This window comes from Streptomyces sp. NPDC054796, from assembly GCF_053611545.1.
The window spans coordinates 157,888-183,244 of record NZ_JBSHAO010000007.1 but is presented as its reverse complement, the minus strand read 5'-3'; the positions used below and the strand labels follow the sequence as shown (position 1 = coordinate 183,244).

At 72.8% G+C, this 25,357-nt stretch carries 23 protein-coding genes; 13 read left to right on the top strand and 10 right to left on the bottom strand.

The window, feature by feature from the left end; genetic code table 11:
• Nucleotides 1–235: 235 nt before the first annotated feature.
• Both ACWGJ2_RS08700 and ACWGJ2_RS08695 read right to left on the bottom strand, forming a co-directional pair.
• Nucleotides 236–763 carry a flavoprotein gene (locus tag ACWGJ2_RS08700; protein WP_453345260.1) on the bottom strand — a complete coding sequence of 176 codons (528 nt, stop codon included), beginning with the start codon at nt 761–763 and terminating at the stop codon, nt 236–238.
• Nucleotides 760–1,974, bottom strand: a complete 1,215-nt coding sequence (locus ACWGJ2_RS08695) for a helix-turn-helix domain-containing protein (RefSeq protein WP_453345259.1) — start codon at nt 1,972–1,974, stop codon at nt 760–762. The genes ACWGJ2_RS08700 and ACWGJ2_RS08695 overlap by 4 nt, the downstream gene beginning before the upstream one ends.
• 205 nt (nt 1,975–2,179) lie before the next feature.
• Between ACWGJ2_RS08695 and ACWGJ2_RS08690 the strand changes: the two genes are divergently transcribed.
• From ACWGJ2_RS08690 to ACWGJ2_RS08660, 7 genes are all read left to right on the top strand, one after another.
• Nucleotides 2,180–2,518 (top strand): hypothetical protein, encoded by a 339-nt coding sequence (locus tag ACWGJ2_RS08690; RefSeq protein ID WP_453345258.1) that lies wholly within the window; start codon nt 2,180–2,182, stop codon nt 2,516–2,518.
• 26 nt (nt 2,519–2,544) lie between these two features.
• On the top strand, nt 2,545–2,715 hold the full coding sequence (locus ACWGJ2_RS08685; RefSeq protein ID WP_453345257.1) for a hypothetical protein: 171 nt from the start codon (nt 2,545–2,547) through the stop codon (nt 2,713–2,715).
• On the top strand, nt 2,712–2,987 hold the full coding sequence (locus tag ACWGJ2_RS08680; RefSeq protein WP_453345256.1) for a hypothetical protein: 276 nt from the start codon (nt 2,712–2,714) through the stop codon (nt 2,985–2,987). Before ACWGJ2_RS08685 ends, ACWGJ2_RS08680 begins: the two co-directional genes overlap by 4 nt.
• A gap of 62 nt (nt 2,988–3,049) precedes the next feature.
• Nucleotides 3,050–3,238 (top strand): hypothetical protein, encoded by a 189-nt coding sequence (locus tag ACWGJ2_RS08675; RefSeq protein ID WP_453345255.1) that lies wholly within the window; start codon nt 3,050–3,052, stop codon nt 3,236–3,238.
• Nucleotides 3,235–3,420: a hypothetical protein gene (locus ACWGJ2_RS08670; protein WP_453345254.1), complete on the top strand. Its 186-nt coding sequence runs from the start codon at nt 3,235–3,237 to the stop codon at nt 3,418–3,420. The genes ACWGJ2_RS08675 and ACWGJ2_RS08670 overlap by 4 nt, the downstream gene beginning before the upstream one ends.
• Nucleotides 3,421–3,437: 17 nt before the next feature.
• On the top strand, nt 3,438–3,929 hold the full coding sequence (locus ACWGJ2_RS08665) for a hypothetical protein (RefSeq protein WP_453345253.1): 492 nt from the start codon (nt 3,438–3,440) through the stop codon (nt 3,927–3,929).
• Between the two features lie 357 nt (nt 3,930–4,286).
• The gene (locus ACWGJ2_RS08660; protein WP_453345252.1) at nt 4,287–4,949 is read left to right on the top strand and encodes an HAD family hydrolase; all 663 of its coding nucleotides are present in this window, start codon (nt 4,287–4,289) and stop codon (nt 4,947–4,949) included.
• Between the two features lie 309 nt (nt 4,950–5,258).
• On the opposite strand, the gene ACWGJ2_RS08655 is transcribed toward ACWGJ2_RS08660, so the two are convergent.
• Entirely contained in the window at nt 5,259–6,446 is a 1,188-nt protein-coding gene (locus tag ACWGJ2_RS08655; protein ID WP_453345251.1) for an SLC13 family permease, read from the bottom strand.
• A gap of 116 nt (nt 6,447–6,562) precedes the next feature.
• On the opposite strand from ACWGJ2_RS08655, the gene ACWGJ2_RS08650 reads away from it, so the two are divergent.
• Both ACWGJ2_RS08650 and ACWGJ2_RS08645 read left to right on the top strand, forming a co-directional pair.
• Complete coding sequence (locus tag ACWGJ2_RS08650) at nt 6,563–12,442, top strand: WD40 domain-containing protein (protein ID WP_453345250.1); 5,880 nt, start codon at nt 6,563–6,565, stop codon at nt 12,440–12,442.
• Between the two features lie 157 nt (nt 12,443–12,599).
• A complete protein-coding gene (locus ACWGJ2_RS08645; protein WP_453345249.1) occupies nt 12,600–13,610 on the top strand; it encodes an urea transporter in 1,011 nt (336 codons plus the stop codon).
• Between the two features lie 85 nt (nt 13,611–13,695).
• Here ACWGJ2_RS08645 and ACWGJ2_RS08640 read toward each other — a convergent pair whose 3' ends face one another.
• Nucleotides 13,696–14,340 carry a MarR family winged helix-turn-helix transcriptional regulator gene (locus ACWGJ2_RS08640; protein ID WP_453345248.1) on the bottom strand — a complete coding sequence of 215 codons (645 nt, stop codon included), beginning with the start codon at nt 14,338–14,340 and terminating at the stop codon, nt 13,696–13,698.
• Between the two features lie 72 nt (nt 14,341–14,412).
• Here ACWGJ2_RS08640 and ACWGJ2_RS08635 point away from each other — a divergent pair, with 72 nt between their 5' ends.
• On the top strand, nt 14,413–15,207 hold the full coding sequence (locus ACWGJ2_RS08635) for an SDR family NAD(P)-dependent oxidoreductase (protein WP_453345247.1): 795 nt from the start codon (nt 14,413–14,415) through the stop codon (nt 15,205–15,207).
• Between the two features lie 281 nt (nt 15,208–15,488).
• On the opposite strand, the gene ACWGJ2_RS08630 is transcribed toward ACWGJ2_RS08635, so the two are convergent.
• The 4 genes from ACWGJ2_RS08630 to ACWGJ2_RS08615 all read right to left on the bottom strand — a co-directional run bounded on the left by ACWGJ2_RS08630 (nt 15,489) and on the right by ACWGJ2_RS08615 (nt 17,838).
• Nucleotides 15,489–15,695 (bottom strand): hypothetical protein, encoded by a 207-nt coding sequence (locus tag ACWGJ2_RS08630; protein ID WP_453345246.1) that lies wholly within the window; start codon nt 15,693–15,695, stop codon nt 15,489–15,491.
• Nucleotides 15,696–15,879: 184 nt separating this feature from the next.
• The gene (locus ACWGJ2_RS08625) at nt 15,880–16,023 is read right to left on the bottom strand and encodes a hypothetical protein (protein ID WP_453345245.1); all 144 of its coding nucleotides are present in this window, start codon (nt 16,021–16,023) and stop codon (nt 15,880–15,882) included.
• A gap of 289 nt (nt 16,024–16,312) precedes the next feature.
• A complete protein-coding gene (locus ACWGJ2_RS08620) occupies nt 16,313–16,804 on the bottom strand; it encodes a PPOX class F420-dependent oxidoreductase (RefSeq protein WP_453345244.1) in 492 nt (163 codons plus the stop codon).
• Nucleotides 16,805–16,872: 68 nt separating this feature from the next.
• The gene (locus ACWGJ2_RS08615; protein WP_453345243.1) at nt 16,873–17,838 is read right to left on the bottom strand and encodes a hypothetical protein; all 966 of its coding nucleotides are present in this window, start codon (nt 17,836–17,838) and stop codon (nt 16,873–16,875) included.
• Between the two features lie 247 nt (nt 17,839–18,085).
• Between ACWGJ2_RS08615 and ACWGJ2_RS08610 the strand changes: the two genes are divergently transcribed.
• The 3 genes from ACWGJ2_RS08610 to ACWGJ2_RS08600 all read left to right on the top strand — a co-directional run bounded on the left by ACWGJ2_RS08610 (nt 18,086) and on the right by ACWGJ2_RS08600 (nt 22,941).
• On the top strand, nt 18,086–21,352 hold the full coding sequence (locus ACWGJ2_RS08610) for an endo-alpha-N-acetylgalactosaminidase family protein (protein WP_453345242.1): 3,267 nt from the start codon (nt 18,086–18,088) through the stop codon (nt 21,350–21,352).
• Nucleotides 21,353–21,605: 253 nt separating this feature from the next.
• A complete protein-coding gene (locus ACWGJ2_RS08605) occupies nt 21,606–22,499 on the top strand; it encodes a helix-turn-helix domain-containing protein (RefSeq protein WP_453345241.1) in 894 nt (297 codons plus the stop codon).
• Between the two features lie 79 nt (nt 22,500–22,578).
• Nucleotides 22,579–22,941, top strand: a complete 363-nt coding sequence (locus ACWGJ2_RS08600; protein ID WP_453345240.1) for a chorismate mutase — start codon at nt 22,579–22,581, stop codon at nt 22,939–22,941.
• Between the two features lie 63 nt (nt 22,942–23,004).
• Here the strand turns inward: ACWGJ2_RS08600 and pyk are convergent, their stop codons facing one another.
• Both pyk and ACWGJ2_RS08590 read right to left on the bottom strand, forming a co-directional pair.
• Nucleotides 23,005–24,444 (bottom strand): pyruvate kinase, encoded by a 1,440-nt coding sequence (gene pyk, locus ACWGJ2_RS08595; RefSeq protein WP_453345239.1) that lies wholly within the window; start codon nt 24,442–24,444, stop codon nt 23,005–23,007.
• A gap of 199 nt (nt 24,445–24,643) precedes the next feature.
• Nucleotides 24,644–25,351 carry an SIMPL domain-containing protein gene (locus ACWGJ2_RS08590; protein ID WP_453345238.1) on the bottom strand — a complete coding sequence of 236 codons (708 nt, stop codon included), beginning with the start codon at nt 25,349–25,351 and terminating at the stop codon, nt 24,644–24,646.
• Between the last annotated feature and the right edge of the window lie 6 nt (nt 25,352–25,357).

The window sequence follows — 25,357 nt, the reverse complement described above, 5'->3', positions numbered from 1 at the left end:
GCGGGGAGCACCCGTGGCGGGCGTCAGGGCCCTCGGGCAGGGAGGGACCACCCCCGCGCGTGCGGGGAGCACTCTTCGTGACCTGGGATGCTAGTCGCGGAATCCGTTATTCTGCATCACTTCGCCCTGCGGGTTCTCGATGAGGTGGGCATGGGTGGTGGGACCGATGATGTCGGCGGGCCGCGACTCCACTGCCGTGGCCCGCGCTTCTCCCGCGCGCCGCGCCACAGCACGGCTACACGGCAGCCTCACGGGCGGCAGCCAGCGCCAGATTCCAGGAGAACCCGCGCGAGTCGCCTTGCTTCGGTGGATGCGGCTCGCCTGGCCCGAACATCACCTGTACGCCTTGCTCCCGCAGTGTTTCCACCGCTCGACCCACTGCGGGCTGCGCGCCCAGAGCTGTAGACCAGAACGGGGCCGCGACAACCGGTACCCCGAGGTGCACGCCCTCGGCGGGGAGTCCGAGCGCCACCGTGTCCGTGATCCCGGCCGCCCACTTGCAGGCGCTCGTCGTCGTCATCGGCGCCACGAGCATCGCGTCGGCGGGCGGCAAGGCGTCCGACTCCCAGGGCAGCTTGTACTGCGACCGCACCGTGCGCCCTGTCAGTTCTTCCAGTTCCGGCATCCGCTGCTCCCACCAGCGGGCGGCAGCGGGGGTAAGGACGAGGCATACGTCCCAGCCGTCCTGCTGCGCGAGGCGTACGGCCTCATCGACGTACCGAGTGGGCCCAGCCGCGCACGAGATCAGATACAGAATCGTCATGCGGGGAGTCCACATCGACGGCCCAGCTCGCGCAACTTCTCGCTCGGCATGGGAACTGCCCGTAGTACGTCTTTCACCAGGTCCATCGTGGCCTGTCGCCCGATTACCTCTTCGGGAGCGATTCGAGCCGCCTCAAGAAGAGACTCGACAGCGGCGTTCTTGCGCCGCGTCAAGAGGCTGGCGCGTGCCATCGTGATGAGGTGTTGCGCCTTGCGTTCCCGAGCCATCCCGTCGAACGCGGTGGCGTCAATCTCTTCCGCTGCCTCCAGCGCTGACCACCCGTCCTCGAAGCGCGCAGCCACGTCCACCCGGTGCAGACGCACGTTGGTGGGACCGAACATCGTCCAGTCGGCGTTAAGGTCGGCACCCTGCCGGTCTGCCGCTTCGGCCGCCTGCGCGATGTACCCGCTCGCCCGCTCCACCACGTTCGTCGACCGCTGCACGGTGGATGTGGCGGTGGCCGCGACGAGGTAGAGCATCCCGAGCGTGGAGAGACCTTCCGGGCCGCCAGAAGTGAGGTCGTCACTGAGGCGCCGGGCGGCGTCTACGGCGAACGCGGCTGCTGCCGCAGGCTGCTGCTGGTGCGTCAGGCTCCGTGCTACCTGACGGGAGGCCGCTCCGATGGCGACTGGAGAGCCAGCGGCCTTCGCAGCAGCCAGCGCCCGGTCTGCGACGACGCCTGCGGCAATCGCCGTGCTGGCACCGTACTTGTGCAGCAGTGATGCAGTGAGCTGGAGGACCCGAGAATGCAGTGCGTGTGCCTCCATGGCCTCCGGTCCGACCAGGTCTGCGGCGCGCTCCGCCTGCATGATCAGTGTCGGGAGGTCACGGCCAAGAGCGGTGAAGTGGCATGCCTGGTACGCCGCACAGCAGTACACCAGGCGGTTCCTCATCTGCTCCATCGTCGGAAGCGGCGCGCTTTCCGGCAGCCTCTGATAGATGGAGTCGATGACTCCGACTATCTCAACTGGAGGTGTAGTCGCAGGTGGCGGATCAGGAGGGCCGTCTATCAGTAGTTGCTCCAGGGGGACGCGGAGGACCTCGGAGGCGCGAATCAGGACAGAGAGCCGCGGGTCCCCTTGGCGGCGCCCGCCCTCCAGTTCCTGCACCCGGCGCTTCGTCTGGCCCATGTGTCGGCCGAAGTCGGCCTGGGTGAAGCCGCGACGCTCACGCCAGTGGGCGATGCGGCGACCGATGCGTCCAGTGTCCATGGCGAACCCCCGCACAAGGCACGCACTTTGCGTGCTCACTGCTGTTGTACCTCGCTCTACGTTGCGCGTACGTACGGAACGTAGCGAAGGGGTAGCCGTGAGATCCACTTTTGCGTCACCGGGGGCGCCCCCGTCTGACGCCTGGTCCCCGCCCGTCGGGCTCGTCGCCGAGCTGACCCCTGCGGGGGTTCACTGGGATGCGGCCGTGGTCCCGTCATACCTGGGTGACCGGGTACTGGCCCGGCTTGGGAGGGAGTCGGGTGCGGTCATCCGCGACCCCTACGGGTACCGCCTGATCTGGCTCACCTACCCGGGCGCGACCAAGGGGTGGGTGGTCGCCGCCATCTCGTGCGTCCAACTCCTCAGCACCACGCAGTACCTCACGATCCCGCCTGGCTGGTGCACGCGCTCCGCCTCCCCGCACTGGGTAAGGCCGTGGGCTGAACACGGGCTCACCGACGCACGGTTGCTGCACGTCGTCCTCGACGCGGTCATCCGCGCCGAGCACGGACCTCGCGAGCACGAGAGCGGGGCCGGGCGGTGAGCCCGTGCTGTTTCCGGTGCTGTCGGGTGCCCGGCACGCTGACGGTCCTTGAGCTGTACTCCGGTGACGAGCGGGGTGCGAGCCCGCAGACGCGCACGCGCACCGTCCCGGTGAAGGTGTGCGATGGGTGCGCGGCCGACATCGCCGCCGAAGACGAGGCCCGTGCCGCGAGCACGAACACGGAGGCGGCACGGTGACCGAGCCCGAGCCCGAATGCGGCGTCGAGGACACGGTGCACGAGGGGGCCGTGTGCGAACACGTCACCGCGGGGACGAGTCCCCATCACCGGCCGCTGTGGCTGTGCGCCCGGCACCGCCGCTACGTCGGGTTCGCGCTGGACCGCATCGCCGTGACGGGCGAGGAGCTGGCCCGCGCCATCGCCGTCCTGTCCGGCGCGGGCAAGCGGCGCGCCGACGCCGAGCAGGGCACCGAGCCCCCGCCCGCCCTGCGGGTGGTGAGTCCGTCATGAAGGGCCGCCCCGTTCCAGCGTGGTTGGTCGCGCCGGTCGAGGTGACCGCGCGCACTGTCCGCGTGGGCGACATCTGCGTCGTCGGCTGTGCCTACCGCACGGTCGGGGATCTGCGTGCGGTGGGCCGCGAGCGCCGCCATCTTCTCTTCGCCGACGGCAGCACCCTGGTCATCGGCCCCGAGCCCGTCCGCGTGCTCCGGCCGCAGGCACTCCACCAGCTCGTGGCCCGGAGGGCCGGGTGGCGGCGGTGACGGGGGCGTGTGCCTGGTGCCGCTGCTGGACCGCAGAGGGCCGCATCGTCCAGTGGCACGAGCCGGACCCACCAGCCCTGGCCTGCCCCCTGTGCCCGCCGGGCCGGCGCGAACAGATCGCCTCCGTCACCGTCCTCGCCGCACTCATCGTCACCCTCGTCTACGTCACCGCCACCCGCTGAACCCCAGGAGCAACCCCGTGCCGCGCGACCACACCGTCCTCATCCCCGCCGACCCCGAAGACGTCCTCTACGACCCCCACGGCTGGGCCACCACCGCAGGCTTCCCCGTCGCCGTACTCGACGGCCAACAATCACACTTCGTCATGCGCCGCATCCAGGACCGCGCCGTGCGCCTGATGTACGAACTCCCGCAGGGGCCCGCGTTCCTCACCAGCTACCCGCGCCCCATGCCGTCGGGGCAGGTCATCGAGATCATGGAAGGCAACCTCGCCACCCTCCTCACCGCCCACGCCTGCCATCCCCTACGGCTCCGTGAAAAGGGCGAGCGCATCACGGTGGACGGCGAAACGCGCGACTGCCTCAGCACCCTCCTCGCGCCCCGCCACTGGTGGCAGGCCCGCCATGCCCGCATCGGCAAGGCGCTGACACACGAGGGCCGCACGGTCATCCTCACCGCCCCGCTCGTCGGCGGCCGAAAACTCCAGCTCACCACCGTGCTCCCGGGCTGACCCGCGTACTCCCGCCCTCGGGGTGCCTCGGCAGCGGTCCGGGGGCGGGTCCCTCATCCCCGCCATCTGATCCCATCGGATCACGAAGGCAACCCCCGCCCTGGTCAGACGCTTTATGCCACCAGCGAGCCGTACATATCCACGGACCACCCCCGCGTGTGCGGGGAGCACCCTTCGTGAGCTGGGATGCTAGTCGCGGAATCCGTCATTTTGCATCACTTCGCCCCGCCGGTTCTCGATGAGGAGGGCGTGCTGCTCGGGACCGATGATGTCGGCCATATGGCGAAGGTACTGCGATGGCCAGCGTTTACCCTGCGCACAGCGTTACACGCACGAGGCTGCATATACCCTGCGGGCATGATTCGCGCGGTGGCCTTCGACGTCGGTGAATGCCTGGTCGACGAGACGCGGGAGTACGGCACCTGGGCCGACTGGCTCGGCGTCCCGCGTCACACTTTCCACGCCATGTTCGGGGCGGTCATCGCCCAAGGCCGCGACTACCGCGAAGTGTTCCAGGAGTTCCGGCCCGGCTTCGACCTGTACGCCGAGCGCGAGGCACGGGCCGCCGCCGGGCAGCCGGAGCACTTCGGTGAGGACGACCTGTACCCGGATGTGCGCCCGGCGCTCGCTGCGCTGCGCGAGACCGGGCTGTGGTTGGGCATCGCGGGGAACCAGACCGTGCGCGCGGGCGGCATCCTGCGCGAGCTGTTCACCGGCGACGTGGATCTGACCGGCACCTCGGACGACTGGGGCGCCAGCAAGCCCGACCCCGAGTTCTTCCGGCGACTGGCCCAGGTCGTCCCTGCCGAGGCCGAGGAGATCCTGTACGTCGGGGACCGCGTCGACAACGACTTGCGCCCCGGTGCTGCGGCCGGGATGCACACGGCGCTCATCCACCGCGGGCCGTGGGCGACGATCCAGTGGAACACCGCCGAAGCGCGCGAGTTGCCGACGTTCCGCGTCGAGACACTTGCCGAGCTGCCGGAGATGATCGGTAAGTTCAACGCGCGACAGCGCTGACCGTCGTACCCCACCCGTACAGCCTGTCGTCCAACTCGCGCATGTACCGCTCGTGCTGCCACGGCCGCGAGCGCGCACCGGACCTCGCGGATGCGGTCCATGCCCGCGCCTGCGGGGAGCACATGCGTGCCCTAGCCAAGGGCACCGCCCTGTGTGGACCACCCCCGCGCCTCCGGGGAGCGCCCCTTCGCGGCCTGCGGCGGAGAGCGCCGCGAAGGCGGGTTTCGTTCAGGGTGCCCGAGAGGGCTCGTCGTCCGCAGGCGTATGGCGTATCCGGGTCTCGGGCGCCCCGTAGAAGCGCCCCCCCGCTCAGACCACCGCCAGTGCCACCGTCGAACCCACCGTCGCCGTCACCGCCAGGACCAGCCCCGTGAGCATGAAGCGCCCCAGCGGGATGGACGTGCCGTGCCAGCGGCAGCGTTCGAACCAGAGCAGTGTCGCCAGCGAGGCCCATGGGGTCACCAGGGGGCCCACGTTGGTGCCGATCAGCAGGGCCAGCAACTGGTCGTGGTTGGCCTCGGGCACCGCGCCCTCGCCCGCGAGGTAGACGGGGAGGTTGTTGAGGACGTTGGAGAGCCCCGCGCCCACACCGGCCGAGCGCAGCATGCCGAGCAGCCCCCCGTCGTCGCCGACGGCGGCCTTCAGCAGTTCGTGCAGCCCGTTGGCGTTGACGGCCTCCACGACCAGGAACATGCCGGGCACCAGCACCAGCAGCCGCCACGGCACCAGGGAGAGGCGCAGCTCCTGGCGGCGGCGCAGCGCGAAGACGGCCACGACGACCAGCGCGGCCGTCGAGGAGGCCGACCACAGCGGCACGTCGGCCACCAGGATCGCCAGCAGGAAGCCCGCGACCGCCACCGCGCTCACCCGGAACAGCACCGGGTCGGCCGGCCGCAGCGGCTCGGGCGGCGTGTACGTGTCGGCGCCGCGCCTGCCGCGTCGCCAGTAGAAGCCCCACAGGCAGGCCATGGTCGCGGCGATGGACACCAGTTGGGGCGCCCACATGGTGGCCGCCATGCCGCTGGGGGAGAGGGCGACGCGGTCGGCGGCCAGCAGGTTCGTCAGGTTGGAGACGGGCAGCAGCAGGCTGGCCGTGTTGGCCAGCCACACCGTCGTCATCGCGAGCGGCACGGCCGCGATGCCCACCCGGGTCGCGAGCGCCAGCATCACGGGGGTGAGCAGGACCGCCGTGGTGTCGAGGTTCAGGGTGATCGTGGTGACCGAGGCGAACAGGACGCAGAGTCCGAACAGCCGGACGTAGTCGCCTTTCGCGGCGCGGGCCACCCAGGACGCCACGGAGTCGAACACCTCGGCCTTGCCCGTCAGCTCGGCGAGCACGATCACCGTGGCCAGGAAGACCAGCAGGGGGCCGATGCGCGCCATCGCTTCCCCGGCGGGCCCGGTCGGCAGCACGCCCGTCGCGAGGAGGACGAGCCCGCAGACGAGCAGCCCGGCTGCCAGCCAGTCCAGCGGATGCAAGCGCTTGAGGATTCGCACGGCAGACAGGTTCGCACACGGTGTTCGGCCATGACGCGCGGCCCGGCGCCCGCCGCCCGGTGATCCGTTGCCCGCCGCCCGTCGCCCGCTCTGTGATCAGCTCCTACGATGGCGGCATGGCGAGAAACGGGGAACTTGCGGGTCAGAGCGGCGACTTGGACTTCTTCATCAGCTACTCTCCGGCGGACGAGCAATGGGCCTCGTGGATCGCCTGGACGCTGGAGGAGGCCGGGTACCGCACGGTGATCCAGGCGTGGGACTTTGTCCCCGGCACCAACTTCATCGACTTCATGGACCGTGGCGTCAGCGAGTCCGTCGCCGTCATCGCCGTCCTCTCGCGCCACTACGAGCGCTCCACCTACGGCCGCATGGAGTGGCAGGCGGCGCTGCGCGCCGAGCCGGAGGCGCCCGAGCGCAAGCTGCTCACCGTCCGCGTCGAGGACACCCCCGTCGAGGGGCTGCTGGCCACCATCACCTACGTCGACCTCGTCGGCGTCACCGACAGTGACACGGCGCGCGGCATGCTCCTCACCCGCGTCGGCCAGGCCATGGAGGGCCACGCCCGCCCCGGGCAGCGGCCCGGCTATCCCGGCGGCGCGGCACCCGGCGGTGCGGCACCCGGCGGTGCGTCCGGCGCCACCATGCCCCCACGCCCCGACGAGGGCCCGCGCCCCCTGGGCCGTACGGGCTGGCCGGGCCGCCGCAGGCCCGCGCGGGCGCCCCGGTACCCGCAGGAGCCCGGCGGCACGCCGCTCCAGGGCGCCACGACCGTGCTGCACCTGGCCGGGCCCGACTTCGGGCGCGGGCGGGAGCCCGACACGCTGCGCAGGGAGATCTGGAGCGACCTGATCGAGCTGAAGGACGCGGGAGCGCCCTCGCCCGACCTCCTCGTGGTCACCGGCGACCTCACCGCCTCCGGCAGCCCCCGCGAGTGCGACCAGGCGCTCACCTTCCTCACCGGGCTGCGCTCCCAGCTCGACCTGCCGCCCCAGCGCGTCGTGGTCGTCCCCGGCAACCAGGACGTCAGCCAGGCCGCCTGCCTCGGCTACTTCCACACCTGCGAGGCCGACGAGATCGCGCCCCAGCCCCCGTACTGGCCCAAGTGGCGCCACTACACGCGTCTGTTCCGCGGCCTCTACCAGGGCCTGGACACCGTCTTCGACAGCGACCAGCCCTGGACCCTGTTCCCGGTGCCCGAACTGCACACCGTCGTCGCCGGGTTCAACTCCTCCATGGCCTACAGCCACCGCCCCGACGACCAGTACGGGCAGCTCGGCAGGGACCAGGCCACCTGGTTCGCCGAGGCGCTGCGCACCTACGAGGAGGAGGGCTGGCTGCGCATCGGCGCCGTGCGCCACCCGCTCACCGCGCGCCGGCAGCCCGGCGACGCGCCCGGCGGGCCAGGGCCGCTGCGCGATGCCGAGACCTTCGCGCGGCTGACCGCGCCCCGCCTCCACCTCCTCCTGCACGGCCCCACCGGAGGCCCCCGCACCACCTCGTCGGAGCCCGCGCACGACCTGCTGCACACGGCCTCCGGGGAGCTGCCCCTGTTCGGCTCGGCCGCGCCCGCGCGGTGCGAACTGCTGCGGATCAGCGCGGAGGGCGTCACCCGGTGGAGCGACGAGGGCGGCAGTGCCCCCGCGACCTTCCCCACCGAGTGGCACCGTGCGCATGGCGTCTTCGCCGCGCCGGCCGAGCCCGCCACGCCGCCCCCGGCCGCCGTGCCCGAGGACAACCGCCCCGTCGACGGGCCCGCCGACTCCCTCGCCGAGCGCGTCAGGGAGGTGTGCCAGGCGCGCAGGGAAGGCGTGCGGCTGCGCGACATCCCGCGCCGTACACCGGAGGACATGACGCAGGTCATGGCCACCTGGAGCGAGGAGGGTGTGGTGCGCCAGCAGCGCATCGCCGTCCACCCCGGCACCCCGACGGACGAGGAACTGGACCGCTTCGTCGCGCAGGCGCACGCCACCGACGTCGGCTCGGAGGCCGAGCTGGTCTACGAGGGGCCGCCCCCGGAGAGCGGGCTGCGCGAGCGCGCCGGACGCCGGGGCATCCGTGTGCGCAGCTTCCTCGAATTCCAGGGCCTGCTCGACCTGCGCTCCTACGTCACCGCGCAGACGGCCCGCCTCGAAGGCGACGGCCGCTACGCGCCCGGCCTCTACCTCCCGCAGCGCTACCGCGACGCGGAGCGCCCCGACGGCGAGGAGCGCGACGGCCTCGTCGAGAACATGCTCCAGATGCTGGAGGCCGACCACGGCCGCTTCATGCTGCTGCTCGGCGACTTCGGGCACGGCAAGACGTTCGCGCTGCGCGAGCTGGCCCGCCGCATCCCCGAGCGGCTGCCCCATCTGACGCCGCTGCTGATCCCCCTCAACACCCTGGACCGCGCGCACAGCCTCGAAGGGCTCGTCGCCGCGCACCTCGCCGGGCACGACGTGGACACCATCGACCTGCGAGCGCTGCGCTACATGCTCGCGCAGGGCCGCGTCGTGCTCCTCTTCGACGGCTTCGACGAGCTGGTCAACCGCGTCAGCTACGACCGCGCCGCCGACCATCTCCAGGTGCTGCTGGACGCCGCCGTCGACAACGCGAAGATCATCGTCAGCAGCCGCACCCAGCACTTCAAGTCACAGGACCAGATCCTCACCGCGCTCGGCGAACGCGTCGGACTGCTGCCGCAGCGCCGCGTCCTGTCCCTCGAAGGGTTCGTCCCGGCCCAGATCCGCGCCTACCTCGTCAACCGCTACGGCGACGAGGCCACGGCGGAGCAGCGGTTCCGGCTGCTCCAGAACATCCCCGACCTGCTCGCCCTGTGCCGCAACCCGCGGCTGCTGAGCTTCGTCGCTGACCTCGACCAGGACCAGTTGCGCTCCGTCGCGGGCGCGGGCCGCGCACTGAGCCCGGCGAAGCTGTACGAGGACGTGTTCACCTCCTGGCTCGCCTACGAGGAACGCCGGGGCCAGGGCGGTCCGGGCGCCGCGCCCGGCCTCGGCATCGACGACCTGTGGGCGGCGGTGACCGCGCTCGCGCGGCGCATGTGGGAGAGCGGCAGGAACGCGCTGCGCCTGGACGAGCTGGCCGACACGGTCGCGGGCACCCTCACCGGGCTCGCGGGCAGCACACTCTCGCCCAACGAGACCGTTCAGGCGGTGGGCGCGGGCACGCTGCTGGTGCGCACCGAGGACGGCGTCTTCCAGTTCATCCACGGCTCCGTCATCGAGTGGCTCGTCGCGCGCGAGGCCGCGGCCCAGCTCTCGGCGGGGGAGCCCGCGCTGCTGTCGCTGCGCCCGCTCAGCCAGCTCGCCGTCGAGTTCTTCTGCGATCTGGCCGACCACGAACTGTGCACCACCTGGGTCCAGGGCGTGCTCAACACCCCGGGCCCCGGCACCAGCGAGGCGGCCCGCGCCAACGCCGTACGGATCATCGACAGGCTGCGCGTCCCCTCCCACGCCGACCTGCGCGCGGCACGCCTCGCGGGCGAGGACCTGTCGGCGCGCGACTTCTCCGGCGTCGACCTCACCGGCGCCGACCTCACCGACGCGCGGCTCGTCGGCGCCAACCTCTCCGGCGCGATCCTGCGGGACGCGCGGCTCGTCGGCGCCCGCCTGGACCGCGCCGACCTGAGCGGCGCCGACTTCACCGGCGCCGACCTGCGCAGGGCCCGCCTCACCCGCGCCGATCTGCGCGGGGCACGGCTGGACGGCAGCCGCTGGAACAGGGCAGCCCTCATCGACCCCGTCACCGACCCCGGGGTGCGCGCGGCGCCCGAGCTGCGCACCGCGTCCATCGCGCCCGGCATGCCCGTGGAGGCCGGGTTCCGCCCGGCGGCCGTGGGCGTCCCGTACGGCTTCGACATGCGCACCAGCCGCCTGCCCGAGCCCATCTCGTACAGCCCCGAGGGCGAACTCCTCGCGGTGGGCAGCGAGGACGGCGGCGTGCTGGTCTGCGCCGCCGACGACGGCCGCGCGCTGCGCACCCTGCACGGGCACGAAGGCCGCGTCTACGCCGTCAAGTTCCGCGCCGACGTGCTCGCCACGGGCGGCGCCGACGGCACCGTACGCCTGTGGGACCCGGTCTCGGGCGACTGCCGCCACCGGCTGGAGGTGCACCCGGGCGGCGTGTGGCCCGTCTCCCTCGACGCGGCGGGCAGGCTGCTGGCCACGGGCGACGCCGAGGGCCTGGTGACGCTCTGGGACGTGGCGACGGGCGAGCCCGTGCACCGGCTGCCGGGGCACATGGCGCCCGTCTACTCGGCCGTGTTCAGCCCCGACGGGCACGCGCTGGTCACGGGCGACGCGGCGGCCGACGTACGGATCTGGGACACCAGGACCGGGCTGTGCACCGGCGAACTCGGCGGCCACGACGGACACGCCGGCGCCGTCTACCGCATCAGGTTCAGCCCCGACGGCACCCTCCTGGCCACCGGCGACCAAGGCGTCGGCGACCAGGGCACCGTGCGCGTGTGGCGGGTGGCCGACGGACGGCTGCTGCACACGTTCGCCGGGCACACCGGGCGCGTCTACACCCTCGACTTCCACCCCGAAGGCAACCTCCTCGTCAGCGGCGACACGGACGGGCAGGTCAGGCTGTGGGACCCGGTCGTCGGCGCGCCCGCCGGCACGCTGGAGCGGTGCACGGGGGCCGTGTACCAGGTGATGTTCGGCGACGAGGGGCGGCTGCTGGCCGCCTGCGACAGCGACGGCACGGTCCGGCTGTGGGGGGTCGCGCCTTCGGCCGCCCCTTCGGCCGCCGCGTCAGCCACCTCGTCGAGCGGCGGGCACGGGGTCACCCTGCTGCGCCAGCAGCCACTGGAGCACCGGGGCTCGGCGTGGGCGTGTGCCTTCCGGCCGCAGGACAGCCAGTTGGTGACCGTCGGCAACGACGGCGGCGCGCAGATCTGGGACGCCGCCACCGGGCAGGGCAAGCGCATCCTGCGCGGCCACGGCCGCCGGGTCAACACCCTGGCCTTCAGCGCCGACGGCGCCCACCTGGCCACCAGCGGCAACGACGGCGTCGTCCGCCTGTGGGACGCGCGCACCGGACGCAGGAGGGCCGAACTCTCCGGGCGCGGCGACCGCCTGGTCTCCGCCGTCTTCAGCCCGGCGGGCCCGGTCCTGGGCACGGCCAGCAACGACGGCGACGTCTACCTGTGGGACCCGGCCACCGGCGAGTACCTGCGCGAGATCGACGTCGAGACCGACCACACCTGGGCGGAGGCGTTCAGCCCGGACGGCGACCTGTTGGCCACGGCCAACGACGACGACTCCGTCCGCCTCTGGTGGCGCGGCACCGGCGCCCACGTGGCCGCGCTGACCCAGCACCACGGCCGGGTGCGCTCCATCGCGTTCCGCGCCGGGGGCGGGCTGATGGCGACGGGCTGCGACGACAGCCGCGTCCGCCTCTGGGAGCCGGCGAACGGCCGCCTGGTCGCCGAACTGGACGGCCACACCGACCGCGTCTACGCCGTGGCCTTCGCACACGGGGACAGCGGACTGGTCAGCGCCTCCTGGGACGGCACGGCGCTGGTGTGGCGGGACGGCGAGGTGGCGCACCGGCTGCGCGGGCACCGCGGCAGGCTGTGGACGGCGGCGGCCCACCCGGGGCGCCCGCTGGTGGCGACGGCGGGCGACGACCGCGCGGTGTGCCTGTGGAACGCCGTGTCGGGCGAGCTGACGGCACGTCTGACGGGCCACACGGGGCGCGTCCTCGCGGTCGCGTTCAGCCCCGACGGCTCGCTCCTGGCGAGCGGCGGCGAGGACGGCACGGTGCGGCTGTGGCGCCTGCCGGGGGAGGGGCGGGAGGAGCCCACGCTCGCGGCCACCCTGATCGGGGTGCCCGACGGGTGGGCGGCGCTCACGCCCGAGGGCGGCTACAAGTACGAGGGCGATGTGACGGGCGAGTTCTGGCACGTGGTCGGCATGACCCGCTTCACCCCGGGCGAACTGGACGAGTTCCTCCCCGGCGTCCACCGCCTCGCACTCGACGCGGAGCTGTGACGGGGCCCTCTTGCCGGCCCCTCTCGCCGGGGGGCGTCGGCAAGGGGGCGTCGTACGTCCCGCGCACGTGCGTCGCGCTGCGGGCCGGCTCCGGTTCACGGGCCTCGGAAGCGACCCTGGTGACGCGTCCCCGCGAAGTAACTTGTACGTTACATCTATGCTCGTGGAGGAGGAACGTCCTGTCGGCGCGATGCGGCGCCCGCGTACACCCTGGGCGGCCCGCACACCCGCCGTGGCGCGGCGGCAGCCCGTCCGCTTCGTCTTCGAGGTGCTGCGCGGCCTCGCCCAGGTCGACTTCATGCCCAACGCCGCGTGCGGCGTCTTCTTCGCCGCCGCGCTCTTCGCCTCCGGCTGGCGCTACGGCATCTACGGACTCACCGGCGCCGTCGTCGGCACCGCCACCGCCTACGCGCTCGGCGTGGACAGGGAGCGCGTCTCGCAGGGCCTCGAAGGCTTCAACGGCTGCCTCGTCGCCGTCGGGTTCGCCGTCTTCCTCGGCCCCGCACACCCGTCCACCTGGCTGCTCGCCGTGGGCGGCTCGGTCGTGGCGGGAGTCGTCACCGGCGCGCTGGTGACCGTGCTCGGCACCTGGAACCTGCCCACCTTCACGCTGCCCTTCTGTCTGGTGGCCAGCGCGATGACGATCGCGGCGCCCGGCTTCCAGCGCGTGTGGCACGCGGGCGCCGGGCTCTCCGCGCTGCCACGGCCCGCCTCCGGCGCCTCGTCGCTGGGGTGGGACGAGCTGTGGCACGCGTTCTTCGCGAACGTCGGCCAGATCTTCTTCATGCCCCAGTGGTACGTGGGCCTGCTCTTCCTCCTCGGCATCTTCGCCGCCGACCTGACGGCCGGGCTCACCGCCTGCTTCGGCAGCGTCGTGGGGATCGGCACCGCCTGGCTGCTGGGCTCGCCCGCGCGGGACGTGGCGCAGGGCGTCATGGGCTACAACGCCGTGCTCGTCACCATGGCCCTGGGCGGGGTCTTCCTCGTCCTGAGCCGCTGGAGCCTGGCGTACGCGGCGGTCGGCGCTATGGCCGCCACCGCGCTCACGGCGGCGGTGACGTACGTCTTCGCGCCCTTCGGCGGCCACACTTTCACCTGGCCGTACATCCTCACGACCCTCGTCTTCCTGGCCGCCGTGCCGTCCTTCCCGCGGCTGCGCAGAGCCTGACGGGGGCCTCCCCGGCTCCGGCCCCGGCTCCGGCTCGGGCGCGGGGCGGGCCGGTGCCGCGTGTGCACGGGGCTCCGGGCGCGGGTCAGTCCGCGCCCACGTGCGTGATACGGTCGTCGCCGAGCCGCGTCTGCACGTCGGCCAGCAGGATCCGTAGCAGCTCCGTGAGCTGGGCCTGCTGCGGCTCCGAGAGCCCGGCGATCAGCTCGGACTCACGGCCCAGTACCTGGTCCACGGTCTCCTCGACCAGCGCGTGCCCCGCCTCCGTCAGCGTGACCCGCACGGTGCGGGGACGGCCCTCGCCGGGTGAGCGGACGACCAGCCCCTCGCGCTCGGCCCGCGCCACCCGCTGGGAGACCGCGCCCGCTGTCACCAGGGAGCGGTTCGCCAGCTCGCGCGTGGTCAGCTCGTACGGGGGCCCTTTCCGGCGCAGCACGCTGAGCAGGTCCAGGGTGGCGCTGTCGATCCCGGCCCGCGCGAGCACGCGCCTGCGGTCGTCGCCGAGCAGCTTCGCGAGCTGCCAGATCGGCGTGACGATCCCGATGGAGCCCACCGGCGTCCCCGGCCGCTCCCGCCGCCACGCCGCGGCGATCTCCTCGGCGGGGTAGCCGGAGGCGTTGTCGACGGGGAGCGCGCCGGGCGCGGGCCGCCCGCCGCCCTCGCTCCTCCCTCCGGGTTCGTCCGCCCCTCCGCCCTCGTCCGGCCCGCCGTCCGTCGGCGCACTTGTCATCGCTGCTCCCTCGCGACTAGGTTACGTTTAGCTCTAAATTTAGACCTGAACGTTCGACTTGGGGGTCACCCTATGACATCCGCACCGGCAGCACAGGCGTCACCGGCACCCGCCGCACGTACCTCGGGCGCCCCGCGCCATGTCCTGGTCACCGGCGGAGGCACGGGCATCGGCCGGGCCGTCGCCGCCCGCTTCGCCTCGCGGGGCGACAGGGTCACCGTCACCGGGCGGCGCGCCGCGCCGCTGGAGGCGGCGGCGAAGGAGACGGGCGCCGAGCCCGTCGTCTGCGACCACACGGATCCGGAGCAGCTCGCCGCACTGCTGGAACGGCTGCCCGCGCGCGTCGGCGTCCTGGTCAACAACGCGGGCGGCCAGACCGACTTCGGCGCCCCCGGCGACGAGGGGGAGGGCGGGGCGAGCGGGCTGGCCTCCTACGCGCGCCGCTTCCGGGCCAACCTGGAGGCGAACCTGATCACCGCCGCGCTCACCACGCACGCGCTGGCGGACCGGCTGGCCGAGGGCGGCGCCGTGATCCACCTCGGCTCCATCGCCGCCGACAAGGGCAACGGCGCCTACGGCGCGGCCAAGGCGGGCCTCGCCGCCTGGAACGTCGGGCTGGCCAGGGAACTCGGCGTGCGAGGGATCACCGCGAACGTGGTGGCGCCCGGCTACATCGCGGAGACGGAGTTCTTCGGGGACGCGCTCACGGGCGAGCGGCGGAACCAGCTCGTCGCCGACACGGCGCTGAAGCGTGCGGGGGTCCCGGAGGACGTCGCGGAGACCGTGGCGTTCCTGGCGTCCGAGGGCGGGCGGCACATCACAGGCCAGGTCATCGCCGTCAACGGCGGTGCGCACAGTACGCGTTGACGCGGACGGCGCTTCATGGCGCCCGCGGATCGCCGTTCGCGGATCGCTGCTCGCCGCGTACGGCGGGTGCGAGGAGGGGCGTCCGCTCCCGTGGGAGTTCCCGTGGGAGCGGGCCACCGGGCCCGGCCGGGTGACGGGGGCGCGGTGGCGGTCCTTCGAGGGGCGCGGCCGACGGGGTGGTGCGGGCCGCGATCCGGTCGGGGGCGGCGCCGGTGGGGCGGCGCCGTGCGTGCGGGGTGCGCCGTGGCCCGTGCCGTACGGCCAGGACGACCCCTCGGGCGTCAGTCGATACCGCGCCAGATGTGCGGCTCGGCGCCGTTCTCGTCCTCGGTCTCGAAACCGGCCAGTGGCCACGAGGGCGCGCCGGGAGCGGCGAAGCCGACGGCGTCCACGGGGGACATGCGGACCAGGGGCCCGGCCGGTGCCGCGGGATGCGGCTCGCTCTCTTCCTCCACGCGTTCCTGCGGAGGGCTCACGGTGGTGGTCATGTCGCGTCAACTCCTTCGTACGACCCCGGACGTCGGGTATGCCGATTCTGTCCCCGCGGCGCGCGTCCCGCAGTTGATTAGCGTGAAGACCGCTACTCTTCGGCCATGTCCGCCGGCCGAATGGGACACACGGTCCTTACGTGCGGCGCGCGGGCCGCACCGCCGGGTTTCCGCGCCGTGACGGTCAGTCGGTGCCCCGGCAGATGTGGGGCTCGAAGCTCTCCTCGTCCTCGACGCCCGCGAGGAGCCACGCGGGGGCCTCACGGAGGAACTGGACCTCGTCGCTCCACGGGAGTCTTTCCTGCGTGGGTGGGGTCGTGGTGGTCATCCTCGCGTCAACTCCCTGGCCCTGTCGCCCGGCACGATGAGCCGCCGACGAGGCCCCCGGAGCCGACCGGATCTATCTGGCCGAAAACCGATGCTGCCGACGTCAAGCGGTACGGCCGATTCTGACCCCCTGGCCCTCGCATCGCAGCTCGGCAGGGCCCGAAGGGATCGGCTCACACGGCCCTTACGGCCTCATGCGGCCCTTCAGGGTGGCTGAAACGGCACCCGGTGCCGCGTAAATGGGGGATGGCTGGCACCGGGTGCTGAGACGTACGTCGTCTGCCGCGCGTCTACGAGTCCGAGTCCTGCGGCTCCTGCGACTCGACGAGCCGCGCAGGAAAACCGCCGGTCGCGACCGGGCCCCAACGGCGCGGTGTGACACGGATGAGCGACTTTCCCTGCTTGAGCATCGCCGCGCGGTACTCGTCCCAGTCGGGATGCTCCCCGGAGATGTTGCGGAAGTACTCGACCAGCGGCTCGACCGAATCCGGCGCGTCGATGACCTCCGCCTCGCCGTCGATCTGCACCCACGGACCGTTCCACTCGTCCGAGAGCACGACCACGCTCACCCGCTCGTCGCGGCGCGCGTTACGGGTCTTGGCGCGGTCGGGATAGGTGGACATCACGATCCGTCCCGCGTCGTCCACGCCGCACGTCAGCGGCGAAGCCTGCGGGGAACCGTCCGCGCGCCGGGTCAGCAGGAGGGCGCGGTGGCGGGGGCGTACGAAGTCGAGCAGGCCGTCGAGTTCGACCTTGGTGTTCGTGGCGATGGAAGGGCTCATACGCCCGAACGTACGCCATCGTCCCTGCTCTGCCCGCTCTCCCCGCGCGTCCCCCGCCCGTCACGTCGTCACGTGTCGCACTCCAGGACCGTGCGGCACAGCCCGCACCGCGCCCTGACCCGGCCCTGGACGGGGACGCGGATGCGCTGGTGGCAGACGGGGCACGGGAAGCTGACGCGCAGGGGGGAGTGGCTCTCGAAGGTGTAGAAGCCGTTGCCCAGCGGCGGGACGCCGGGACCGAGGCGGGCCCGCGCCTCCCGGCGGTCCCGCGCGTAGCGCCGCCGCCCCGCCCAGCCCGAGGCGGCCAGCGGGGGCCGCGCCGCGTCCTGCCTGGCCAGGTCCCGGCCCGCGACATACGCCTCGTACGCCTGCGGGCTGGTGAACCACACCGCCGGGTCCTCGCCGAAGAGCGCGGCACGCTTCGCCAGGACGTAGCCGTACTCCTCCGGCGTCAGATAGCCCAGCTTCTGCGAGGAGAGCGCGTCCTGCCGGAACGCGTCGAGCAGCAGCCAGCCCGCGCCGAGGTAGGCGGTCGCGGTGTCGGTGAGGATCTCGTTGTCCCGGGTGCCGGGGAAGGAGAGGCCGAGGCGGTGCAGACAGACGTGCATCACCTCGTGCGCGAGCGCCGCGCCGATGTCGCGGCGATGGCTCTTGAAGCGCGCGTTCAGCTCGATGAAGTACTCGGGCCCCGAGGTGAGTTCGACGTGCGCGGCGTGCCGCATCTCGCGGAAGCTCACGATCATGCGGGCCTCGGGGAGCCGCAGATGCCGCACCATCACGTGGGCCACGCGCTGCACGCCGAGGTACAGCTCGTCGCCGTCGGCGAAGGCGACGTCCCCCGGCATGACGCTCGCGTCGAAGGTGCCGATGGTGTCCCAGGACATCCGCTTGTAGAGGGCTGTGAGCGAGGCGCGCACGGTCTCCAGGTGGGGGAAGCCGCGCTCGACGGGCGCCGCGCCGTCAGGACCGGCCTCTCCCGGCTCGCGGCCCTGCTCCTGCCCGTGGCCCCGCGGCGTGCTTCCGGCCGACGTCATGCCACCACCCCCGCGCCGTGTCGGTCCCCTTGCCACTCTACGGGCGCGGTACGGGGGAGGGCTCGGGCCTGACGAAGCGGGGTCACGGCGGCGGCAGCGGCGTCACGGCGGCCGTTAGTCCAACATCTGCCCCGCCTTTGTCCATGGGCACGCTCCGCGCCCCTGCCGCAGGCTGGCGCCGCACCACGTCACACGTCACCGGTGCGCGGCGGCCCGGCGCCCCGCGCGAGCGCGAGGAGGCACGGAGATGACGGAGCGGCCCGTACGGACAGAGCCGGGTACGGCGCACCAGGGCGGCCCCGGGCGGCGTTCCGTCGTCGCCACCGGTGCCCTCGCCGGGGTGGGCGCGGCCCTCGGCGCCGCCGCACCGGGAGCCTCGGCCGCACACGCCGCGTCGTCCCGTGCGCTCGGCCGGGGCGGTGCGCGGGAGGGCGAGGGGGACGGGGAGGTGCTGATCCGTTCCGAGGAGCTGGAGGTACGGGTCGGCACGGACTTCCCCCGGATCATCGCGTACACCGACCGCGCGACCGGGGCCACCCTCCACGGGCAGCGGGAGCCCGTGACCACGCTCCTCGTCGACGGCACCCCGTACACGCCCCGGACCGCCAGCGAACCCGGCGAGGACCGCGTCGCCTACACCCTCACCCTGGAGGGCGGTACCGAGGTCGGCGTCGAGATCCGGGTGGCGGGCCCGGCGGTCCACTGGCGCGTCACCCGCATCCACGACAGAAGACGGTCCCCGCGCGTCGGCACCCTCCAGATCCCGGACCTCGCCTTCCTCTCCGTACGGGCCGACCAGCCCGGCGCCGCCCTGTACGCCGCACGCGTCGAGCTGGACAAGGCCAAGAGCGGCGACACGTTCGTCGAGGTCACCCCCGGCACGGCCACGGACCCGGAGCCGGTGGGCTGCGCGTACGCCGTCGTCTCCACCGACGCGCTCGCGGCGGCGATCGAGACCAACACCAGCTACGACAAGCCCGCCGCGACCAAGGGCGCCACCTGGGAGAACGGACGGCTGTGGCGCCAGACCCGCGAAGAGGGCCCGGACGAGGGCCCGGGCGAGGGCGAGACCAAGGGCGACGGCGACGGCACGGACCGCACCGTCACCGCGCGGCTCACCTGCGGCCAGTGGACCCATCGCGCCGCCACCGCGCCCGACGAGGACACCGAGCCCCTCCCGTACGCCACCGTCATCGTCACCCGCGACCGCAACGGCGACGGCACCGTGGACTGGCAGGACGCGGCCATCGCCCTGCGCGACATCATGACCGACCCGCTCGGCGCCGACGAGCAGCACCTGCGCGTCGTCCCGCACATCCCCTTCAACTTCGCCAGCCAGGCCACCAACCCGTTCCTGGCCACACTCGACCAGGTGAAGCGCATCTCGCTCGCGACCGACGGGCTGCGCCAGTTCACCCTGCTCAAGGGCTACCAGTCCGAGGGCCACGACTCCGCGCACCCCGACTACGCGGGCAACTACAACAAGCGCGCGGGCGGCCTGGAAGACCTCAACACCCTGCTGCGCGCGGGCGCGAAGTGGCACAGCGACTTCGGCGTGCACGTCAACGCCACCGAGTCCTACCCCGTCGCGCACGCCTTCTCCGAGACCCTCGTCGACAAGACCGACGAACAGTGGGACTGGCTCGACCAGTCCTACCGCATCGACCAGCGCCGCGACCTCGTCTCCGGCGACATCGTGCGCCGCTTCCAGGACCTGCGCGACCAGACCGACGGCGCCCTCAACACCCTCTACCTGGACGTCTTCCGCGAGTCCGGCTGGACCTCCGACCGCCTCCAGCGCGCGCTGCGCGCCCAGGGCTGGCACGTGACCACCGAGTGGGGCCACGGACTGGAGCGCTCCGCGCTCTGGTCGCACTGGGCCACCGAGACCGACTACGGCCCCGACACCTCACGCGGCATCAACTCGCGCCTCATCCGCTTCGTCCGCAACCACCAGAAGGACGTCTTCGCCGACAAGTGGCCCACCCTCCTCGGCATCCCCCGCACCGGCAACTACGAGGGCTGGGTGGGCAAGACCGACTGGCACGCCTTCTACGAGCTGATCTGGACCGACAGCCTCCCGGCCAAATACCTCCAGGCGCACCCGATCAGGACCTGGACCGCGCACGAGATCACCTTTTTCGGTGACACCGCCACCTCCGTCACCGACGCTGACGGCACCCGCAGGATCACCACCGACGGACGTCTCGTCTACGACCGCGGCGCCTACCTCCTGCCCTGGGAGCCCCGCGAGGCCACCGACCCGCACCGCCTCTACCACTGGAACCCGCGCGGCGGACGCACCACCTGGCGCCTCCCGCGCGGCTGGTCCGGCGCTCGCACCGTCCTCGCGTACCGCCTCACCGACACAGGGCGTGCCGACCCCGTCAGGCTCCCCGTCACCCGGGGCGAGATCACCCTCGACGCCGAGGCGAAGCAGCCCTACGTCGTCCACCGCCGCGACCCCGGCCCCGTACCGGACCCGGAGTGGGGCGAGGGCACCCCGCTCGAGGACCCCGCCTTCACCTCCGGCACCCTCGGCCCCGGCCCCGGCCCTGCCCCCGGCTCCGGCGCCTGGACGGCGCGCGGCCCCGCACGCGTGGCGCGCAACGCCCTCGGCGACCCCGAACTCGTCATCGCGGGCGGCGCCCCGGCCACCGTGTACCAGCGGCTCGCCCGGCTGCGGCCCGGCAGCTACGCCGCTTCCGTGCAGATCGAGGTCGGCGAGAAGGCGGGCGAGAGGCGACGGGCCGCGCTCACCGTGCGTACCGCCGACGGCGTCACGGCGTCGAACTGGACGGAGACCTCCACCGCCGTCAACCACGTCGCCGCCGACCGCAAGCACGGCACCCGCTTCCAGCGCCTGTTCACCTGGTTCACCGTCCCCGAGGGCGGCGGGCCCGTCACCCTCACCCTCACGGCCGAGGCGGGGAAGGCCAGGGTCCGCTTCGACAACGTCCGCGTCGTGGCCTGCCCCCGCGCCCGCCGGGAGGGCACCCTCGTCCACGAGGACTTCGCCCATGTGCCGCAGGGCTGGGGCCCCTTCGTCAAGGGCGAAGCGGGCGGGGCCAACGACCCGCGCACCCACATCGCCCAGCGGCACGCGCCCTACACGCAGCGCGGCTGGAACGGAAAGGCGGTCGACGACGTCATCGAGGGCACCGAGGCCCTCAAGTCACGCGGCGAGAACAGCGGCCTCGTCTACCGCACCGTCCCGCACACCGTCCGCTTCAGCGCCGGACGCCGCTACCGGGTCACGTTCCGCTACGAGAACGAGAGCGCGGGACAGTACGCCTGGATCACCGCCGTCGACACTCCCCTCGACGCCCCCGGGACACCCGAGCCCCGCGAACTGGACCGCACCCCGCTCCCCGAGGCCCACCACCCCACCACGCACACCCACACCTTCACGGCGCCGGAGACCGGCGAGGCGTGGGTGGGGCTGCGCAAGACCGGCGACAGCGCCACGGCGGAGTTCGTCCTCGACACCTTCACCGTGACCGAGCTGGACTGATCCGCCGCGGATCCCCGTACGCTGCTCCCCTCGTAACGGATCGACACGGATCGACCACATCCGCGGGCGGCGAGGGGAGCGGGCGGTGGAGCAGCCGGTACGGCACGCCGAGGAGCGCACGGCGGACTCGCGGGCGGCACGCACGGCGGCAACGCAGACGTCGCGGGCATCACAGGTACCGCAGGCATCGCAGGCATCGCGAGGGCCGGCGGCCACGCCTCCGCACCGGCCGCCGCCCAGGTACCGGACGTGGATGCGGTACTTCACGCCGGGACCCGTCCACCACGGGCTCGGCCTGGTCTGCCTCGGCGTCGGCCTCCAGCACGGCAGCCTGCCGACGGTCGGCCCGCGCACCCTCGACCACCATGTGGCCGTCGTCATCAGCGCGGGCCACGGCTGGTTCAAGGGAGCCGAAGGGCGCGTCCAGCCCGTACGGGCCCCCGCGCTGCTCTGGCTGACCCCCGGCGTTCCCCACCACTACGCGCCCGACCCGGACGAGGGCTGGGACGAGAGCTTCGTCGACTTCACCGGGACCGCCGTGGCCGCGTACACCGAGCTGGGCTGCGTCGAGCCGGAGCGGCCCGTCGTCCCCCTCACCGACACGGGGCCCGCGCGCACCGCCATCGGCCGCATCGCCCGCGCGGCGCGGCACGGCAACCCGCTGCTGGAGGTCGAGTCGGCCGCCGCGGTCCACGAACTGCTCGTCGCCCTGCGCCGCGCCCGCGCCGACACGACGTCCGACGGAGCGCCCGTACTCCAGGCGCTGGCCCGCGACGCGTTCCTCCCGCTGTCGGTCGCCGAACACGCGGCACGGCACGGCATGACCCCCGCAGCCCTGCGCACCGCCGTGCGGCGCGGCGCCGGATGCAGCCCCAAGGACTATCTGCTGGGCATCCGCCTCGGCCGGGCCAAGGAACTGCTGGCCACGACCGACCTCGCCGTCTCGGCCGTGGCGCGTCGCGTCGGCTACGACGACCCGGCCTACTTCTCCCGGCTGTTCACCCGCCGCGTCGGGACGCCGCCCGTCCGCTTCCGGGAGCGGCAGGGCCGCACGGTCCACGGCGGCTGGAGCCACCGCGTCCCCGACCCTGACCACCCGCCGACCATCGTCGCGGGCCACGACGACGGGACACGGCGGCCGTCATAGGGTTCGTGCGTACGGGCCCGCCGTCCGCGACGGCGGGCCCACGTGTGACGGACCGACCGACCCCGGACAGGACGAACCCATGGCGACGACGGACAGCGGAACGGGCAGCGCGGCGAACACGGCGGCGGATGCCACGGACACGACGAACGGGGTCGAGGAGGCCGTACGCGCCGAGCTGGGCGCCCTGCGCGACAGCATCGACAACATCGACGCGGCAGTCGTGCACATGCTCGCCGAGCGCTTCAAATGCACCCAGCGCGTCGGACAGCTCAAGGCGGACCACGCCCTGCCGCCCGCCGACCCCGCCCGCGAGGCCCGGCAGATCGCGCGGCTGCGCCAGCTCGCCGAGAGCGCCAAGCTGGACCCGGCCTTCGCGGAGAAGCTCCTCACCTTCATCATCGCCGAGGTGATCCGCCACCACGAGACGATCGCCCGCTCCTGACGGGAGCGCTCCGGCCGGGCCGGGCCAGGCCAGGCCGGGTCAGGCGGCCGGGCCAGCCCCGGATCAGTGCTTCTTCGGGGCGTCGTCCTCGCCGATGTGGTGCACCCGCACCAGGTTGGTGGAACCGGCCACACCGGGCGGCGAGCCCGCCGTGATGACGACCAGGTCACCCTTCTCGCAGCGCCCCAGCTTCAACAGGTGCTCGTCGACCTGGTCGACCATCTCGTCCGTCGACTGGACGGTGGGGCCGAGGAACGTCTCCACGCCCCACGTCAGGTTGAGCTGGGAGCGGGTGGCCGGGTCCGGGGTGAAGGCGAGCACCGGGATGGGGGAGCGGTAGCGCGACAGACGGCGCACGGTGTCCCCTGACTGCGTGAAGGCCACCAGGAACTTCGCGCCCAGGAAGTCGCCCATCTCCGCAGCGGCCCGCGCCACGGCCCCGCCCTGCGTCCGCGGCTTGCTGCGCTCGGTGAGCGGCGGAAGGCCCTTGGCGAGCATGTCGCCCTCGGCCGCCTCGACGATCCGGCCCATGGTCCGCACCGTCTCCACCGGGTACTTGCCCACGCTGGTCTCGCCCGAGAGCATCACCGCGTCCGTGCCGTCCATGACGGCGTTGGCGACGTCCGAGACCTCGGCGCGCGTCGGCCGGGACGCGTCGATCATCGAATCCAGCATCTGCGTGGCGACGATGACCGGCTTGGCGTTCCTCTTGCACAGCTTGACGGCGCGCTTCTGCACCAGCGGCACGGCCTCCAGCGGCATCTCGACGCCCAGATCACCGCGGGCGACCATGATCCCGTCGAAGGCGTCCACGATGGACTCCAGGTTCTGCACCGCCTGCGGCTTCTCCACCTTCGCGATGACGGGCAGCCGCACCCCTTCCTCCGCCATGACGCGGTGCACGTCCTTGACGTCGTGCCCGCTGCGCACGAACGAGAGCGCGATGACGTCGGCCCCCATGCGCAGCGCCCAGCGCAGGTCCTCGACGTCCTTCTCGGACAGCGCGGGCACGGAGACGGCGACACCGGGCAGGTTGAGGCCCTTGTGGTCGGAGACCATGCCGCCCTCGATGACCATGGTCCGGACGACGGGTCCCTCGACGGCGGTCACCTCCAGCGTGACCCGGCCGTCGTCGACGAGAATCCGTTCGCCGGGCGACACGTCGGCGGCGAGGCCCCCGTACGTGGTGCCGCAGCAGGTGCGGTCGCCCTCCGTCTCCTCGACGGTGATGGAGAATTCATCACCGCGTTCAAGGAGTACGGGCCCCTCACGGAAACGGCCCAGCCGAATCTTCGGACCTTGAAGATCCGCGAGAATGCCGACGCTCCGACGCGCTTCCTCGGACGCGTGGCGCACCCGGTGGAAGCGTTCCTCGTGCTCGGCGTGCGAGCCATGGCTCATGTTGAAGCGGGCCACGTCCATACCGGCGTCGACGAGCGCCTTGATCTGCTCGTACGAGTCGGTGGCCGGTCCCAGAGTGCTGACGATTTTTGCACGGCGCATGGTTTGAGCCTACGACTTACCCATGGGTAGAGAACTCATGTCTGATGACTCTCCAACGTCCTTTGCGTGAAAGGACATTGACAACTAATAAAGTGGGCAAGGGGTCGCTCTGATGAGCGCGAAGAAGGGCCCAAGAGGGGTGGCACATTCCGCCCCACGCGCCTCACGCATCATGCTCAGAACGCGGGACGAGGCGGGGTCAGAGCGCGGGGCGCGTCATGAGGAACCGCGCGTTGACCTCCGCGTACACGCTCTGCCGCTGCGGTTCCAGATCCAGCGCGGGCGCCGCCTCCGACTGCCCGGCGAACGCGGAACGCGCCATCCCCTGCCTGCCCTGGAACGGCGGCGGGGCGCCGTCCTCCGCACCGATGTCGGCCAGCTCCACGAGCGCGGCCAGCTCGGCCCCCAGCGCCCCCGCGTACTCCCGCGCACGGGTCACCGCCTCGTGCACCGCCTGCTGCCGCGCCTCACGGTGCGCCGGGGAGTCGGGGCGCAGCGCCCACCAGGGGCCGTCGACGCGGGTCATCTCCTGCTCGGCCAGCAGCGTCGTCAGCTCGCCGAGCGCGGTGAAGTCGGCCACCGTCGCCGTGACGTGCACCCGGCCGCGGTACGTGCGCACACGCTCGCGGCGACCCTTCTCCGTCAGCTCGGGCGTGACGGAGAACGCCCCCGTCTCCAGCTTCTCGACGGCCTCCCCGTAGCCCTTGACCAGCTCCAGCGTCCGCGCGTTGCGGCGGGTGAGGTCTTCGAGGGTGGCGCGCCTGTCGGTGCCGCGCGCGGTGACCGTGATCGCGAGACGGGCGATCTCCGGATCGAACTCCAGCCGGGCCTCGCCCCGGACGGCCAGCCTCGGCGCGTCCGCCGTGCCGTACGGTACGTTCTCGCGCTCGCGCCCCTCAGTAGTCATGGGGGC